The sequence below is a fragment of the Paenibacillus sp. FSL R7-0210 genome (genome assembly GCF_038009085.1).
GTDB classification, from domain to species: Bacteria; Bacillota; Bacilli; order Paenibacillales; family Paenibacillaceae; genus Paenibacillus_AQ; species Paenibacillus_AQ silagei.
Genome location: NZ_JBBPAR010000001.1, coordinates 2,945,851 through 2,961,563, shown reverse-complemented (window position 1 = coordinate 2,961,563; position 15,713 = coordinate 2,945,851). Strand labels below are relative to the sequence as shown.

At 53.7% G+C, this 15,713-nt stretch carries 15 protein-coding genes; 11 read left to right on the top strand and 4 right to left on the bottom strand.

The genetic code is table 11. The annotated features are described in order from the left end of the window. Positions 1 to 155: 155 nt before the first annotated feature. Positions 156 to 836 carry a TIGR00266 family protein gene (locus tag MKY64_RS12880; RefSeq protein WP_036729143.1) on the bottom strand — a complete coding sequence of 227 codons (681 nt, stop codon included), beginning with the start codon at positions 834 to 836 and terminating at the stop codon, positions 156 to 158. A gap of 240 nt (positions 837 to 1,076) precedes the next feature. On the opposite strand from MKY64_RS12880, the gene MKY64_RS12875 reads away from it, so the two are divergent. Further along, positions 1,077 to 1,292 carry a hypothetical protein gene (locus MKY64_RS12875; protein WP_340941204.1) on the top strand — a complete coding sequence of 72 codons (216 nt, stop codon included), beginning with the start codon at positions 1,077 to 1,079 and terminating at the stop codon, positions 1,290 to 1,292. 3 nt (positions 1,293 to 1,295) lie between these two features. Here the strand turns inward: MKY64_RS12875 and MKY64_RS12870 are convergent, their stop codons facing one another. Next, a complete protein-coding gene (locus MKY64_RS12870) occupies positions 1,296 to 2,114 on the bottom strand; it encodes a helix-turn-helix domain-containing protein (RefSeq protein WP_036729137.1) in 819 nt (272 codons plus the stop codon). 312 nt (positions 2,115 to 2,426) lie between these two features. On the opposite strand from MKY64_RS12870, the gene MKY64_RS12865 reads away from it, so the two are divergent. Genes MKY64_RS12865 through MKY64_RS12845 form a run of 5 tightly spaced genes read left to right on the top strand, consistent with a single transcriptional unit; the run spans position 2,427 to position 7,387 of the window. Beyond that, positions 2,427 to 3,194 (top strand): sugar phosphate isomerase/epimerase family protein, encoded by a 768-nt coding sequence (locus MKY64_RS12865; RefSeq protein WP_340953373.1) that lies wholly within the window; start codon positions 2,427 to 2,429, stop codon positions 3,192 to 3,194. After that, complete coding sequence (locus tag MKY64_RS12860; protein ID WP_036729132.1) at positions 3,187 to 4,284, top strand: Gfo/Idh/MocA family protein; 1,098 nt, start codon at positions 3,187 to 3,189, stop codon at positions 4,282 to 4,284. The genes MKY64_RS12865 and MKY64_RS12860 overlap by 8 nt, the downstream gene beginning before the upstream one ends. Positions 4,285 to 4,332: 48 nt before the next feature. After that, entirely contained in the window at positions 4,333 to 5,403 is a 1,071-nt protein-coding gene (locus MKY64_RS12855) for a Gfo/Idh/MocA family protein (protein ID WP_340953371.1), read from the top strand. 40 nt (positions 5,404 to 5,443) lie between these two features. Continuing rightward, entirely contained in the window at positions 5,444 to 6,412 is a 969-nt protein-coding gene (locus MKY64_RS12850; protein WP_340953369.1) for a sugar phosphate isomerase/epimerase family protein, read from the top strand. A gap of 3 nt (positions 6,413 to 6,415) precedes the next feature. Continuing rightward, positions 6,416 to 7,387, top strand: coding sequence for a phosphotransferase family protein (locus tag MKY64_RS12845; RefSeq protein WP_340953368.1), 972 nt, complete (start codon positions 6,416 to 6,418; stop codon positions 7,385 to 7,387). 82 nt (positions 7,388 to 7,469) lie between these two features. On the opposite strand, the gene fabV is transcribed toward MKY64_RS12845, so the two are convergent. Then, positions 7,470 to 8,663, bottom strand: a complete 1,194-nt coding sequence (fabV, locus tag MKY64_RS12840; RefSeq protein WP_340953366.1) for an enoyl-ACP reductase FabV — start codon at positions 8,661 to 8,663, stop codon at positions 7,470 to 7,472. Positions 8,664 to 8,794: 131 nt separating this feature from the next. Between fabV and MKY64_RS12835 the strand changes: the two genes are divergently transcribed. From MKY64_RS12835 to MKY64_RS12825, 3 genes are all read left to right on the top strand, one after another. Next, on the top strand, positions 8,795 to 9,343 hold the full coding sequence (locus MKY64_RS12835) for an HXXEE domain-containing protein (protein WP_340953365.1): 549 nt from the start codon (positions 8,795 to 8,797) through the stop codon (positions 9,341 to 9,343). Between the two features lie 125 nt (positions 9,344 to 9,468). Continuing rightward, the gene (locus MKY64_RS12830) at positions 9,469 to 10,539 is read left to right on the top strand and encodes an ABC transporter ATP-binding protein (protein ID WP_036729120.1); all 1,071 of its coding nucleotides are present in this window, start codon (positions 9,469 to 9,471) and stop codon (positions 10,537 to 10,539) included. Between the two features lie 170 nt (positions 10,540 to 10,709). Next, the gene (locus MKY64_RS12825; RefSeq protein WP_340953363.1) at positions 10,710 to 12,143 is read left to right on the top strand and encodes a glycoside hydrolase family 43 protein; all 1,434 of its coding nucleotides are present in this window, start codon (positions 10,710 to 10,712) and stop codon (positions 12,141 to 12,143) included. A gap of 116 nt (positions 12,144 to 12,259) precedes the next feature. Here the strand turns inward: MKY64_RS12825 and fabF are convergent, their stop codons facing one another. Then, positions 12,260 to 13,498, bottom strand: coding sequence for a beta-ketoacyl-ACP synthase II (gene fabF, locus MKY64_RS12820; RefSeq protein ID WP_340953361.1), 1,239 nt, complete (start codon positions 13,496 to 13,498; stop codon positions 12,260 to 12,262). A 132-nt stretch (positions 13,499 to 13,630) separates the two neighbouring features. Between fabF and MKY64_RS12815 the strand changes: the two genes are divergently transcribed. After that, positions 13,631 to 14,473 carry a helix-turn-helix transcriptional regulator gene (locus tag MKY64_RS12815; protein WP_340953360.1) on the top strand — a complete coding sequence of 281 codons (843 nt, stop codon included), beginning with the start codon at positions 13,631 to 13,633 and terminating at the stop codon, positions 14,471 to 14,473. A 124-nt stretch (positions 14,474 to 14,597) separates the two neighbouring features. Continuing rightward, positions 14,598 to 15,707: a citrate synthase/methylcitrate synthase gene (locus tag MKY64_RS12810; RefSeq protein ID WP_340953358.1), complete on the top strand. Its 1,110-nt coding sequence runs from the start codon at positions 14,598 to 14,600 to the stop codon at positions 15,705 to 15,707. Positions 15,708 to 15,713 lie beyond the last annotated feature (6 nt).

Sequence of the window (15,713 nt, the reverse complement as noted above, 5' to 3'; positions counted from 1 at the left end):
GGGCTGAAGTTCAGCCTGCGCCTTCTTGCTAATATAAGAAGTTATATGTTTCACTCTATAACTTATCCTTCTATTTCTCGCTGAAACGGTGCCGTCCCTAAAAGGACGGCAAAGCCGTTCCCACTTGTGTATACGGAATCTGCGAATTGCCGCTGCTAGGAACGGTTCGGAACGAAGGACTTGATCCAGGTTCCGAAGCTGCCGGGATTGCGGGTCTGAACCAGGATCACCCCTTCGCCGCGGAACCGGCAGACCAGGGCCTCGCCGCTGGTTAAGCTGTTCAGCCAGCCGGAGGCTGCTTTTTCCACCTTGTAATCCATATAGTCCGGCCAAGCTACAAGGTGTCCGTTATCGATGATCATCTCTTCGCCCGGTCCGAGGTTAATGGCGTGAATCGCTCCGAAGGAGGAGAGGAAGACGGTGCCCCTGCCGCTGATTTCCAGAATGAAGAAGCCTTCGCCAGAGAACAGGCCGCGGGTCAGATTCTGCATCTTGGTATTGACCTGAATGCCTTGGGTTCCCGCCAGGAAGCCGTCCTTCTGTACGATCAGCTTGTACGACCCGTCCAGCTCAATGGCCTGTACATCCCCGATAGAACCGGGTGAGAGCAGCACTTCACTCTGCCCGCGCGTGGCGGTCAGCTCCTGGAAGAAGAATTTCTCCCCGCTCAGCATGCGGCCCAGGCCGCGCATAATTCCGCCGTCCACGGTGCCCCGCAGCTCCACATTCGGTGACATGGCGACCATCGCCCCCATCTCCGCCTTAACGCTCTCGCCCGGCTCCAGCAGGACCTTAAGCATGGCGAAGGCGCCGTCATACAGCACATCATATTTCATAATAGTGTTCCTCCTCATTCTTCCGGTTGTATTCCTATGATCACAGGTATGTAGCTTGCTCCTCAAGGATACTGTAACAGGCTGTTCTACTGCAAGCCGCGCTTTAGGCAACAAGGAGCTAACATGCGGTAAGAGATGATTATAGTGAAGAGTACCGGGCAGCGATTAAGATATTGTGTTAGAATTGAACAGACAGTGCAGCCGCACTGAATATACGATTGACAAGGAGTGTCGCCGCTTATGGCACGGACAAGAACGCAGAAGGCGCTGCTTAAGGCAGAGCGCTCAGGCACATGGTGTGCAGAAAGAAACCGCAGACTCAATCAGGATTACGGGGCCATCTCCCAGCATGTCAGAGTTACACCCGGCAAACGCGAGCAACTGAATAAGGTCAAACACAAGGAGCGGATCTTCCATGATGGCGCTCCTTTTGCATGCCTGGGAGCAGCGGGGTAATACTTATACCTGTGCCCTGCTGTGAATACGGTACTCCTTGGGCGACATGCCGAACCGGCTGCGGAAAATCCGGTGGAAATAGGTATAGTTCGCAAAACCGCAGGTCTCGGAGACATGCTCCAGCGGCATGGGGCTGAACGTAATCTTTTCCCGGGCCATATCCAGCCGTACATCATTTACATATTTGACAATCGTGGTGCCGAAGGCTTCCTTGAACAGATGAACCGCCCGGGAGACCGAGATATCCACATGTGCGGCCACATCCTCCAGCCGGAAGGCGTAAGAGGCGTGCTCTTCAACGTACTGCTTCATCCGGTAAGCCAGATAAGCCTTCGGTGAGATCGCGGGCTGATCAATCATCAGCCGGTCAATCTCCATACATAGAATCTGCAGATAACAAGCAGAGATATCCGGTGAGGAGTCCGACAAGCGGCGCTGCTCCAGCACAAGCTGGCGGAAGAGGCCTAGAATATGATCACTCATCGGCAGGCGGAGTACCGCCGGACGCTGCTTGCGTCCCCACCATTCTTCAATCCATGGGCCGCTGCAAAAGATATGATAGTCACCGCTCTCGATCCTCGGCTTGCCGACGGGATAGACTTCCTTGTCGATACTCAAGTAGTAGGGGTCATTCGGTGCGAACAGCATGAGATCACCGCTCTCAACGGTCGTAATGGCTCCGTTCTCCCTGGTGCGGCTGCGCCCTTCAGTCTGGAGCCGCAGCAGATAATACTGTACACCCTCGCTGCGTGACATATGAAATGGTTTGCGGTGGAAGGAGAATCCGGCGGATAGAATGTGGCAAGCGGCAGATGTTGTCATGTGTCCCTCCTAGTCTAATAAATGATAAGCAGATTGTTCATGTTTTAATCATATTATTCATTTTATTATATACGCTTTCATATTACCATGTAGCTAAGCAAAAAACATATAAATGATGTGGAGAAGGCCGTATTGCGGCGCTAATCGCTACATTTACAAACTCTGGAAGCAGTGGATGAAACCATGAGAACGCTGCGTTCTCCAATGTTTACAGCCCGTTTGTTCAGGTGATGCGCTTCAGGGAAGGTAACCGGGAGTGCGGCGGCAGCAAGAACAGGATAACTCCGGATCATATAAGGAGTGGGAATAACAATGCTTAAGGTTGGACTGCAGCTGTACACGCTGAGAGAAGAACTGGAACAGGATTTCGAGGGAACTATACGTAAGGTAGCCGAGCTGGGCTACAGCGGTGTGGAGTTCTTCCACTATTTCGGCCGTACGGCCGGGCAGGTGAAGGCGCTGCTTGAAGAGACAGGGCTTGTTGCTGTCGGAGCACACCGTCCGTACGATGCGATGCTGAATGATACGGAGCAGGAGATCACCTTCAATCTGGAGATCGGCAACCGCAATCTGATCGTGCCTTATCTGACAGAAGAACAACGGAACTGGCCGGAGGTAGCCGCGGGTCTGCGGACCATCGGCGAGAAATGCAAGGCTGCCGGTGCTGTTCTGTCTTATCATAATCATGATTTTGAATTCACAGAGAAGGTTGACGGCCAGCCGGCCTTTGATTATCTGTTCGAAGCGGTGCCTGCTGAGCAGCTTCAAGTAGAGATGGATACATGCTGGGTGTATTACGGCGGATATGATCCGGCAGAATATATCCGTAAGTACGCAGGACGCCTGCCGATCATCCACCTCAAGGATCTGAAGAAGAACGAAGACGGCTCACCGGAGACTGTAGTACTCGGCGAAGGTGAAGTGGATCTGGCTGCGATCATTGAAGCAGCCGCTGGCGCTGGTGTGGAATGGGCAGTGGTCGAGCAGGACTTCTGCAGCCGCTCGCCGCTTGCAAGTGTGGCTGACAGCTTGAACTGGATCAAAACATATGAGAATCAAGGAGGAAGTATTCATGTCTAACAAACTCAAAATTGCTATTATCGGTTGCGGTGGTATCGCAAACGGCAAACATATGCCAAGCCTTGCCCGTCAGGAGGATGCCGAAATGGTGGCATTCTGTGATATCGTGGAAGAACGTGCCCAGGAGGCTGCCAAGACCTACGGCTCGGAAGGCGCTGCTGTATTTACCGATTTCCGTGAGCTGCTGGCAACGGGCGGATTCGATATCGTGCATGTCTGCACGCCGAATGACAGCCACTCCGAGATTACGGTTGCTGCACTGGAAGCCGGCAATCATGTATTGTGTGAGAAGCCGATGGCCAAGACCACTGCACAGGCTAAGGAAATGCTGGATGCCGCCAAGCGTACAGGCAAGAAATTGTCCATCGCCTATCAGAACCGTTTCCGCGCAGACAGCGAATATCTGAAGGGGCTGTGTGAAGAAGGGGAACTCGGCGATATCTATTACGGTAAGGCAATTGCGCTTCGCCGCCGCGCGGTTCCAACCTGGGGCGTGTTCCTGGATGAAGAGAAGCAGGGAGGAGGACCGCTGATCGATATCGGTACCCATGCGCTGGATCTGACACTCTGGCTGATGAATAACTACAAGCCGCGTATGGTGGTAGGCTCCACTTTCCATAAGCTGGGCCAGAAGAAGAACGCCGCGAATGCCTTCGGTCCGTGGGACCCTGAACAATTCAAGGTAGAAGATTCCGCCTTCGGCTTCATTACAATGGAGAACGGTGCTACAATTGTACTTGAATCGAGCTGGGCGCTGAATGTGTCCGAATTCGGCGAAGCCAAGACGATGCTTGCCGGAACGGAAGGCGGTGCGGATATGAAGGACGGGCTGCGTCTGAACGGTGAACGTGCCGGCCGCCTGTATGAGACCAAGGTGGACCTGTCCTCCGGTGGTGTAGCCTTCTACAGCGGAGCTGCGGAGAATGAAGCAGACCGTGAAGCCCGTCTGTGGCTGGAAGCCGTAAGAGAAGACAAGGATCCGGTGGTTCTGCCGGAGCAGGCCTTCGTAGTTACCCAGATTCTTGAAGCTGTGTATGAATCAGCACGTACCGGACGCGCCGTATATTTCGACGGAAGTTCTGACAACTAAGAGCCTCTTCCGGTTCACGCGACTATTAGACAAACAGGAGTGGAATCCATGAGTTCAATCAAACATACTGTAGCCATCGTTGGTTACGGCGGAATGGGAAGCTACCATACCCAACTAATCAAAGAGAGTGACCGGGTGGTAGTGACCGGTGCCTTCGATTTGCTGGCAGAGCGGCGCACCCTGGCTGAGGAAGCAGGCTACACCGCGTATTCCAGCTATGAGGAATTGCTGGCAGATCCGGCCGTGGACATTGTTCTGATTGCTACACCGAATGATGTACACAAGGACATTGCCCTTCAGGCTTTTCAGGCGGGCAAGCATGTAGTCTGTGAGAAGCCGGTGGCCATGTCCTCGGCAGAATTCATCGAGATGCAGGCTGCTGCGGAGGCGGCCGGACGGGTGCTGATGGTGCACCAGAACAGACGCTGGGATGAGGACTTCCGCGTAATCAGGGAGATGTATGAGCAGGGGACGATTGGATCACTCTTTCAGATTGAATCCCGGGTGCATGGTGCCAACGGAATTCCCGGCGACTGGCGTCATGTGAAGGAGCAAGGCGGCGGGATGCTGCTGGACTGGGGCGTGCATCTGCTGGATCAGCTGTTGTTCATGATTGACAGCAAGGTGAGCAGTGTCAGCAGCAGTCTGAGCTTTATCCTCGGCAATAACGTGGATGACGGATTCGATGCGGTGCTGCAGTTCGAGAACGGCATCAGAGCCATCGTCGAGGTAGGGACCACCAATTTCATTACGATGCCAAGATGGTATGTGAAGGGCACCGGGGGTACCGCTATTATTGAAGACTGGTCGCTGAGAGGCAGAATTGTAGCCCCTAACCACGAATCGGAAAAGATTGAACCGACACCGATCCGCGCAGGTGTAGGCTTGACCAAGACGATGGCCCCGCCTTCAGAAGGCTCGACCGTCCTTGAAGATCTGCCTGCGGCATTAGAGATGACCTCCAGCTTCTATGATAATCTGGCCGCTGTCATCGAAGGCACGGCGGAGCCGATTGTCAAGAATGCTGAGGTGCTTCGTGTGCTAAGACTGATTGAGGCGATCTTTGAAGCAGCAGAGCGTAACGAGACGGTTAAGAATTTCGATATCTACGGAGCTTAAGCAGGCTTCAATACAACCTTAGGAGAGGTGGAATCTGCAAATGAAACTTGGAGTATTTATGGTGTTGTTCGGCGGCCGCAAGCTGGAGGATGCACTGGATTATGTGGTCTCCAAAGGACTGAAAGCCGTTGAGATCGGTACCGGAGGGTACCCTGGAAACAGCCACTGCAATCCCAAAGAGCTGCTGGAGAATGAAGCGGCCCTTCAGGAATTCAAGCACGCGATTGAATCCCGTGGCTTGATCATCAGCGCGTTAAGCTGCCACGGCAACCCGCTGCACCCGCAGAAGGAGCTGGCAGACAAGGATCACGAAGTATTTGTAGACACCGTGAAACTTGCACAGAAGCTGGGCGTCAAGGTTGTGAATACCTTCTCCGGCTGTCCGGGCGATCATGAAGGCGCGAAATATCCGAACTGGCCGGTTGCCCCATGGCCGAATGATTACCAGGAGATTCTGGCCTGGCAGTGGGAGAACAAGGTCATTCCTTATTGGACAGAGCAGGCGGCCTTCGCCACTGCACATGATGTGAAGATTGGACTTGAGCTGCACGGAGGCTTCTCGGTACACACTCCGGCTACCCTGCTGAGATTAAGAGAAGCTGCCGGAGAGGCCATCGGGGCGAACCTGGACCCGAGCCATATGTGGTGGCAGGGAATTGATCCGGTACAGGCCATTCATATTCTCGGCCGTGAGGGCGCGATCCATCACTTCCATGCGAAGGATACCGTTATTGATCCGGTGAACGTCAACAAGCATGGCCTGACGGACATGCAGTCCTATACGAATATGCTGGACCGCGCCTGGCAGTTCCGTTCCGTAGGCTACGGACACGATGTCAAGGTCTGGGCAGATATGATGAGCGCACTGCGTCTGGTAGGCTACGACTTTGTAGTCAGCATTGAGCATGAAGACGGCTTGATGTCCATTGAAGAGGGCTTCTCCAAAGCGGTTGACAATCTCAAGCAGGTGCTGATCGAAGAGCCGCTGTCTGAGATGTGGTGGGTCTAACCGGTGGAGAGCTTCACTAAAGTCCAATTAAACGACTGGCAGCTTAGTCTCTTGACTGCCGCAGCCTTTGGGACAGATGTGCAGATCGCCAGCAGCAGGGAGTTGACTGCCGGATTCTTCAATACGGCTTATGACCTGGAGCTTAGCGACGGCCGCTCCGTCATTCTTAAGGTGGCTCCGGACCCGGAGACAGAGACTCTTAGCTACGAGAAGGATATCATGCGTGCTGAGGTGGAGGCTCTCCGGCTGGTACGTGCTGCTGGCGGTGTGCCTGTGCCGGAAGTGTACAGCTATGACGACAGTCTGCAGCTGGTTCCGTGTCCGTATTTTTTCATGGAGAAGATTGAAGGGCAGCCGTATAACGAGGTGAAGGAGAGTCTCACTGAGGAACAGCGGTATTCCATTGAATACGAGCTGGGTCAGTATCAGCGGAGAATCAATGCGATTGAAGGGCCAGCCTTCGGGCTGTTCGGCAAAGAGTCTGACGGGAGCGGGCTCACCTGGAGGGAGACCTTCCGGTCTATGCTGCTGAACCTGCTTCAGGATGCGGTCAGACTGGGTGCAGGATTGCCCGCAGAACAGCAGGAAATAGAACAGGTGCTGGAGCTGTATCTGCCTGCTCTGGATGAAGTGACGCAGCCGCGCCTGGTGCACTGGGATCTGTGGAACGGCAACATCTTTGTAAGGGATGGGGTAATCGTATCCATCATTGACTGGGAGCGGGCGATGTGGGGCGATGTGCTGCTGGAGTATTATTTCCGGCATTTCGAGAGCTCGGCAGCGTTCTATGAAGGGTACGGGTCGGCTTTTGCCAGCCGGAATGAAGGGCTGCGTAAGCAGCTATATGACCTGTATCTGGACCTTATCATGCTTATAGAATGTTATTCGCGCCAGTACAAGGATGAGAATCATGTGAACTGGGCGCATGACAATCTCGCTGAGTCCTGGAAGCGGTTCTCGGCTCTGGTACTATAGGATACACAAGAGGCCGGATCTCTTCTGAGATTCCGGCCTCTTGAGATTGTGTACAACAGACCAGATGAATGTCAGTCAGCAATCAGTAGCTGCTGTTCCGGATGGCAACAACCGGGCTGATGTCAGCTTCATAGTCAACGCCGCCGGATTCGAAGCCGAACAGCTGGAAGAACTCGCGTCTGTAACCGGCCAGATCGGAATATTCGTAGACGTTCTCCGTGCTTAGCATGGGCCAGATCCGGTCCACTTCCGTCTGCACAGCATGGCTCATCTCATGGTCATCTATTCGGATGCGCCCTTGCGCATCTACCGGAGTCCCTTCAGGGTTGTACAGGAAACCGGTATACAGCCGGTAGGCTTGCTCAATACAGCCTTCGTGCACTCCCTGTTCCTTCATGACCTTATAGAGTACTGAAATGTATAGCGGGACTACAGGAATCGCCGAGCTGGATTGGGTCACCAGACCCTTACTGACTGCCACATAGGCGCGGCCGCCAGTTCGTGATAATTCTGCATTCAGCTGTAAGGCTGTAGCTTCCAGATGGTCTTTAGCCCGGCCGATGGTCCCGTCGCGGTAGACAGCCTGTGTAAGCTCTGGACCTACATAGGAAAAGGCGAGAGTGACCGCATCTGCTGCCAGAACCCCGGAATCCCGAAGCGCTTCAATCCATAGCTGCCAGTCTTCTCCGCCCATCACATGAACAGTAGCATCGATTTCAGCTTCGGTGGCCGGTTCAATCTGTACGGTGCTTAGTTCTCCGGTATGGAAATTAACGGTTGTATTGGTATAAGGGCTGCCGATGGGCTTCAACACAGATTGATAAACTTCTCCGGTCTGCGGGTCTGTTCTGCGCGCCGAGGCTACACTGTAGATTATCAGATCAACCTGTCCAAGCTCACTGCGGATCAACTTGATGGTCCGTTCTTTTGTCTCAGCGGTAAAAGCGTCCCCGCACACGCTATAGGAGTGCAGGCCCGCCGTGTGGGCCATCTCCTCAAACGCTGCGGAATTATACCAGCCTGCGGAGGCGGTCCGGGTCTCGCTGGCTGTACTCGGCCTATAGACACCTACAGTGGCTGCTCCAGCACCGAAGGCTGCTGCAATTCGGGCAGCAAGCCCGTAACCGGTTGAAGCGCCGATAACGAGCACATTGCGGGGACCTGTAAACCTTTTTTGATTCAGTACATAGGTCACTTGCTCCTGTACCTGCTGCGCACAGCCTGCCGGATGGGCAGTCGTGCAGATGAACCCGCGGGTTCTTGGTTTTATGATCATTTTAGTGTTACCTCGCTTTCCTGGGTGGTCCTAGGATATAATTTACTTTATCGAGTGTTATCCCCGCAAGCAGGACAGTGACAGCAGAGAACATACCGGATGACAACTTTCACGGCAAAGGGACGGATGTTATGATGTTGAACTGGCTTCAAATACATATGGACGTAATAAGCTTGCTGTGGCTGCTGCCTGTAGTCTTTATGTTTCATGATTTTGAAGAGATTCTTACAGTGGAGTCTTGGGGGAACAAACATGGACCGGCTGTTACCGCATCGCTTTCCCCCTCCTTGCGGAAGCGTATGGCACCTATGATGGGCATGACTACGAGGAATTTTGCCATGGATGTGCTCTTCGTGTATATTCTGATAGTAGGGGTAACCTCCGTTGCGGTATTTTTAGAGTTCTACTGGCTCTACTTAGCTGTCCTCGCTGCGCTGTTGCTGCATGTCTTCACACATTTGGCACAAAGTATAGTTCTGAAGCTGTATACCCCAGGTGTTGTGACAGCATTGCTTGTGATATTTCCGTATTCCTTGTATGCTTTTTACCGTCTGCTTCATGAGGGTGTTGTCAGTGAAGCTGACATAGGCTGGTCGCTGCTGCTCATGTTGATTCTAACACCGCCGCTTGTATGGGGATTGATGAAGAAGCGGGCAAGGCATAAGCATAGCGAAGAATGATGATTTTGACGGTGACGTTTTCAGAAAAATCTTGACGTAAGCCCCTAAAGGTAGATAAAATAATAGTATTGCGTGTTTTTTGGAATCACTATCATAACTTGAAAAGAAACAGAGAGGGTGACAGGATGGAGCGCCTTTTAGAGGTAAAAGACCTGGCTATATCATTCAGAACACGCGGAGGAGAAGTTCAAGCAATCCGTGGTGTCAGCTTTCATGTAAATAAAGGGGAGACACTGGCGATTGTTGGCGAATCCGGTTCCGGTAAGAGCGTAACCTCGCAAGCCGTCATGAAGCTGGTTCCTCAGCCTGCGGGCGAATATAAGCGTGGACAGATTCTGTTCGATGGACAAGATCTGATCGGCAAGAGTGAGAAGCAGATGCAAAAAATCCGCGGCAAAGAAATCGGAATGATCTTCCAAGATCCGATGACTTCACTCAACCCGATGATGAAGGTTGGCCGGCAGATTACGGAAGTGTTGTTCAAGCATGAGAATATCACGAAGGAAGCTGCCTACAAACGTGGCGTTGAATTGCTTAATCTGGTAGGTATTCCGTCACCGGAACGCCGTTTCCAGCAGTATCCGCATGAATTCAGCGGCGGGATGCGCCAACGTGTTGTAATCGCTATGGCACTGGCTGCTAACCCTAAGCTCCTGATTGCCGATGAGCCGACAACCGCGCTTGACGTAACGATTCAGGCACAGATCCTCGATCTGATGAAGGACCTGCAAAAGAAGATTGATACAGCGATCATTTTCATCACCCATGACCTTGGGGTTGTGGCAAGAATGGCTGACCGTGTAGCTGTAATGTATGCCGGACAGATCGTTGAAATGGGTACCGCAGAAGAGATCTTCTACGATCCAAGACATCCGTACACTTGGGGCCTGCTGGCTTCCATGCCAAGTCTGGAGAGCAAAGGCTCGATGCTTACAGCGATCCCGGGCACACCACCCGACTTGATCAAGCCGCCTAAGGGGGATGCTTTCGCCCTGCGCAGCACGTATGCAATGGCGATTGACATGGAGAAGGAACCGCCAATGTACAAGGTATCGGACTCCCATCTTGTGAAGTCCTGGCTGATGCATCCGATGGCACCAGCGGTGGAGCCGCCGGATGTCGTGAAGAAGCAGCGCCGCGTGTTGAGCAATGCCTATCCAGAGCCGGTACTTGTCGGCAACAGCAGCGAATACTAAGTTTGATTAGATCAGCGTCAGGCCATAATCGGCCTGGCGTTTTTTTTGTTATATGGGGGATTATACTTCATATAAACCTAAAACAAAACTAACTAATATAAATAAAAGTATTGACTTAATCTCATTTGCCCAGCAAAATGTAAGGGTATACATAGGGAGGTTATGATGAGATGAGAAAAAGATCCTTAACGGCGCTGATATCCTTATCCCTGCTGTCGGCATGCAGTGGAGGGAATCCGGAAGGGCCGCCGGAGTTCGGGAATGTATCTGTACACGATCCCTCTGTGATTAGGGTGGAGGATACGTATTACGTGTTCGGTTCGCATCTGGCCTCGGCCAAATCCAAGGACCTGATGTCGTGGACGCAGATTTCTTCCGGCGTGACGGACGATAATGTGCTGATACCGAATGTAACGGAGGAGCTTAGCGAGACGCTTAGCTGGGCCCAGTCGGATACGCTGTGGGCACCGGATGTCATTCAGTTGGCAGACGGCAAGTTCTACATGTATTACGATGCCTGCAAGGGGGATTCCCCGCTGTCGGCGCTAGGTATTGCCGTAGCCGATGAGATTGAAGGTCCTTATAAGAATAAAGGCATTATTCTGAAGTCGGGAATGTCCGGCATCGGGGATGATGGAGAGGTGTACGATGCCACGGAGAAGCCGAATGTGGTGGACCCTGATGTGTTTTTTGATAAAGACGGCAAGCTGTGGATGGTCTACGGCTCCTACTCGGGCGGCATCTTCATCCTGGAACTAGACCCGGCTACGGGCTTCCCGCTGGAGGGCCAGGGCTACGGCAAGAAGCTGCTCGGAGGGAATCATGCGCGGATTGAAGGGCCGTATATGCTATACAGCCCGGAGACCGATTATTACTATCTGTTTCTCTCCTACGGAGGGCTTGATGCGAATGGCGGCTATAATATCCGTGTAGCGCGTTCCAAGCATCCGGCTGGCCCGTTCGAGGACTCGGAAGGTAAGGCTATGCTGGATGCGCAGGGGACGCCGGGAGTGCTGTTCGATGATCCGGCCTACGCACCTTACGGCGTGAAGCTGATGGGGAATTATGAATTTGTGAATACAGCTAAAGAAGCCGCCGGATCAGGTACAGGCTATGTCTCCCCTGGACATAATTCGGCGTACTACGACGAGACAAGCGGGCAGTATTATCTGATCTTCCATACCCGGTTCCCGGGTCTTGGGGAGCAGCATGAGGTTCGGGTTCATCAGATGTTCATGAATGAAGCAGGCTGGCCTGTTGTCGCACCCCATCGTTACGGAGGCGAGAAGATAGGCAAGTACACTGCCAAGGATGTGACGGGTGCTTACATGCTGGTGAACCACGGCAAGGAGATTACGGCTGAGCTGGCGGAGTCGCAGAGGGTAGAGCTGAACACAGACGGCACGATAAGCGGGGCAGTAACAGGTACATGGTCCTTGAGCAAGGATCATATGGCGAAGCTGACGATAGAGGGTTCGGAGTACAGCGGGGTGTTCCTGCGGGAATGGAATGAAGCGGCCGCAAGCGAGGTAATGACCTTCACAGCACTTTCAGCAGAAGGCGTTGCAGTCTGGGGCAGCCATGTGTCACCGGAGAAAAAGTAACCTGATCCCGTGAACAGTCAAGTCGCAGCCGGCATCATACCCTTAACCATTACAAACAGCGGACCTCCCTTAGAATGGGAGATCCGCTGTTTGCTGTATATAGGAATTAGCTGCGATTATGCTTCATACTTGCGCAGAACGATTACAGCGTTATGGCCGCCGAAGCCAAAGGAATTGGAGATCCCGATCTTCAGCTCCGCTTGGCGGGCTACGTTAGGAACATAATCCAGGTCGCAGTACTCGTCCGGCTGCTCCAGATTAATCGTCGGCGGGATGATCCCTTCTTGCAGGCTTTTGAGCAGGGCAATAGCTTCCAGACCTCCGGCTGCGCCGAGGGCATGTCCGGTCATCGATTTGTTCGCCGTGACGGGAATCCGGTAAGCCTGCTCTCCGAACAGCTTCTTGATCGCCAGGGTCTCCGAACGGTCTCCGACGATCGTGCTGGTTGCGTGTGCGCTGATGACATCTACCTCTCCGGGACTAATTCCAGCCTCGCTGAGCGCCAGCTTCATCGCCTGATAGGCTCCTATCCCCTCAGGATGGGTGGCTACCATATGATAAGCGTCCGAGCTGGCGCCATATCCGGTGACCTCGCCATAGATGACGGCATCTCTGCGCAGGGCATGGGAGAGGGATTCGAGGATCACAATAGCTCCGCCCTCCGCAATGACAAATCCGTCCCTGTTCCGGTCAAAAGGCCGGCTGGCCCCCTGCGGCTCCCCGTTCCGTGTAGACAAAGCGGTCGCATTCCCGAAGCTGGCCAGGGCAATCTCGGTCACCGCCGCTTCCGCCCCTCCGGCGATGATTACATCGGCCCCGCCGTACCGGATCAGGCGGAAGGCTTCGCCAATGGCCGTATTCCCGATGGAACAGGCAGTCACCGGCGAGAGTGTAGGCCCCTGCGCCCCCAGCTTGATGCTGATCATGGCTGCCGCCATATTGGAGATCAGCATCGGGATCAGGGTAGGGCTTACCCGCTCCGGCCCCCGGGAACGCAGCAGTTCGCCCTGGTCCATCAATGTCTGGATACCGCCTACGCCGGAGCCTACATAGACGCCCAGCCGTTCCCGGTCCAGCTCCTCCAGCCGGAGACCGGAATGCGTCCAGGCTTCCTCTGCGGCAGCAAGCGCGAACTGGCTGAACCGGTCTATTCGCCGGGCTTCCTTGCGCCCGAATCTGGCATCCGGGTCGAAGGCCTGTACCGAGCCGGCAATCTTGGTTTTGAAGTGAGTGGTATCAAAAGAATCAATCGGCGTAATCCCCGATTCTCCTGCCGTAAGGCGGCTCCAGAACTGGTCCACGGTATTGCCAAGCGGGGAGATGATACCCATTCCTGTAATCACGACACGTTCCATCTGCTATTCCTCCTGTTAATCTGAATAAGCTTATTTTTTCATGTTGCTTATCCTATTACAAGTTGTAGTTTATACTAGTATAATTACTACTACACTAACAGACAGACGAACTGTAAGGCAGGAGGAAGCATGATGTCCAATCAGAACAGGCTGCAAGCATTATCAGAATTCCTGAAAGCAAGACGCGCGGCCATCACCCCGGCAGCGGCGGGCCTCCCGGAGGGCACCCGCAGGCGGACGCCCGGGCTCCGGCGCGAGGAAGTGGCGCAGCTCTCGGGAGTAAGCAGCACCTGGTATACCTGGCTGGAGCAAGGGCGGGATATTAAAGTGTCTCCATCCGTTCTTGATTGTATTGCTGCAGCACTTCAACTGACGAAGGATGAGCGGAGTTACTTGTTCGCTCTGGCGCTGGAGAACGGGCAGGGAGTCACGGACTATACCCAAGAGGAGCCTTCGGTGATTCATCCGTCTCTGCAGAAGATATTGCAGGAGCTGAAGACCTGCCCGACAATCATCTCGGACCGGCACTGCGGCATTGTGGGCTGGAATGAGGCAGCGGCGCATGTGTTTCTTGATTTCGCCAAGTTGGCTCCGCAGCAGCGCAATATGATCTCACTGCTGTTCGAGCGCAAGGAGTTCAGGCGGCTGGCTGTGAATTGGGAGCAGTTCGTCCGGGGATACCTATCGATCTTCCGCGCCTACTACGGGCAATACCTGGAGGACCGCTGGTACGATGAATTCATTGCGGAGATGAAGGAGCGGCATCCTGAATTCAATCATTTATGGGAAGAGAGCCGGGTCAGCTCCGCGCCGGATGTTGTACTGGAATTCCGGCATGCCAAAGCCGGCAAAATGCTGTTCCATCTAACCTCCCTACAAGTACAAGGTGCAGCGGATCTGCGCTGTAGCATCTACACGCCAGCCGGTGACTCTGGTACAGAAGCCAAGCTGAAGCAGCTCATGGAACCTAAGTAATACAGGTGATAGAATTTTCTTATTGATTCATAAAAAACTATAAATATGCAATATAGATTTTGCAGTTTATACTCCTAATATGATGAATTTCTTCCTGCGGGACCGGAAAAGGGGTAAAGATATAATGGCTAAAGTAACGGGATTAGAAGGCGTAGTTGCCGGAGAGACAGCAATTGGATTGGTAGATGGGGAGAAAGGGTATCTGGTGTACCGCGGGTATTGGGCGAAGGAGCTTGCGGTGAGCAAAAGCTATGAGGAAGTTGCTTATTTGCTCTGGAACGGACATCTGCCTGATGCGGAGGAACTGGCGCAGCTCAAGGTGCAGATGGCAGCGGAGAGAGCGATTCCTGAATATCTCTGCAAGATGCTTGATCTGTATCCGGCGTCTGTACCACTGATGCTGGTATTACAAAGTGCAGTGGCTGCGCTTGGGGATGAGGAGAACGCCACCTGGCCGCCCACACTGAAGCAAGCCGTGCGGCTGACGGCAATGCTACCGGCGATCATAGCTTACCGGTACCGCAGCCTTCAGGGCTTGCCGCCGCTGAAATCGCTTCCTGAGCTTGGCCATGCCGCGAATTATCTGTATCTGCTCACAGGCAAGCTGCCTGAAGAGGCTCATGTAAAGGCGCTTAGCGCCTATATGATCCTGTGCATGGAGCATGGCATGAATGCCTCTACCTTCGCCGGGCGGGTGGTGCTGTCCACGGAATCGGATATGTGCGCGGCCGTAGCCGGATCGATCGGGGCCATGAAGGGTCCGCTGCATGGCGGCGCGCCGTATGAAGTGATATCGATGCTGGAGGAGATCGGGACGAAGGAACGCACGGAGCCTTGGCTGAGAGAGAAGCTTGAGGCCGGGGAGAAGCTGATGGGCTTCGGGCACCGGATCTACAAGACCAAGGACCCGCGGGCGGAAGCCCTGCAGATTGCGACCCTTACGATGGTCGGCAAGGATGCTTCCTTTGATCTTGCGCTTCATGTGGAGGCTACAGCGATAGCGCTTCTGGAGGAATATAAGCCGGGCCGCCGCCTGTTCACCAATGTTGAGTTCTATGCTGCGGCTATTCTGAAGGCGCTGGAGCTGGCGCCGGAGATCTTCACGCCTACATTCACAGCGGGAAGAATTGTCGGCTGGACGGCCCATTTGCTGGAGCAGTCAGCCCATAACCGGATTTTCCGGCCACAATCTACTTATATCGGACCTATGCCTGAATCAGAGACTGCCTTGTAAAAGCAC

Bases quoted from the DNA above. Each gene is read 5' to 3' on its own strand.
- MKY64_RS12850 (WP_340953369.1), top strand. From the start codon at position 5,444: ATGAAACTTGGAGTATTTATGGTGTTGTTCGGCGGCCGCAAGCTGGAG.
- MKY64_RS12880 (WP_036729143.1), bottom strand. From the start codon at position 836: ATGAAATATGATGTGCTGTATGACGGCGCCTTCGCCATGCTTAAGGTC.
- fabF (WP_340953361.1), bottom strand. From the start codon at position 13,498: ATGGAACGTGTCGTGATTACAGGAATGGGTATCATCTCCCCGCTTGGC.
- MKY64_RS12830 (WP_036729120.1), top strand. From the start codon at position 9,469: ATGGAGCGCCTTTTAGAGGTAAAAGACCTGGCTATATCATTCAGAACA.
- MKY64_RS12825 (WP_340953363.1), top strand. From the start codon at position 10,710: ATGAGAAAAAGATCCTTAACGGCGCTGATATCCTTATCCCTGCTGTCG.
- MKY64_RS12810 (WP_340953358.1), top strand. From the start codon at position 14,598: ATGGCTAAAGTAACGGGATTAGAAGGCGTAGTTGCCGGAGAGACAGCA.
- MKY64_RS12875 (WP_340941204.1), top strand. From the start codon at position 1,077: ATGGCACGGACAAGAACGCAGAAGGCGCTGCTTAAGGCAGAGCGCTCA.
- MKY64_RS12835 (WP_340953365.1), top strand. From the start codon at position 8,795: ATGATGTTGAACTGGCTTCAAATACATATGGACGTAATAAGCTTGCTG.
- MKY64_RS12815 (WP_340953360.1), top strand. From the start codon at position 13,631: ATGTCCAATCAGAACAGGCTGCAAGCATTATCAGAATTCCTGAAAGCA.
- MKY64_RS12870 (WP_036729137.1), bottom strand. From the start codon at position 2,114: ATGACAACATCTGCCGCTTGCCACATTCTATCCGCCGGATTCTCCTTC.
- MKY64_RS12860 (WP_036729132.1), top strand. From the start codon at position 3,187: ATGTCTAACAAACTCAAAATTGCTATTATCGGTTGCGGTGGTATCGCA.
- MKY64_RS12855 (WP_340953371.1), top strand. From the start codon at position 4,333: ATGAGTTCAATCAAACATACTGTAGCCATCGTTGGTTACGGCGGAATG.
- fabV (WP_340953366.1), bottom strand. From the start codon at position 8,663: ATGATCATAAAACCAAGAACCCGCGGGTTCATCTGCACGACTGCCCAT.
- MKY64_RS12865 (WP_340953373.1), top strand. From the start codon at position 2,427: ATGCTTAAGGTTGGACTGCAGCTGTACACGCTGAGAGAAGAACTGGAA.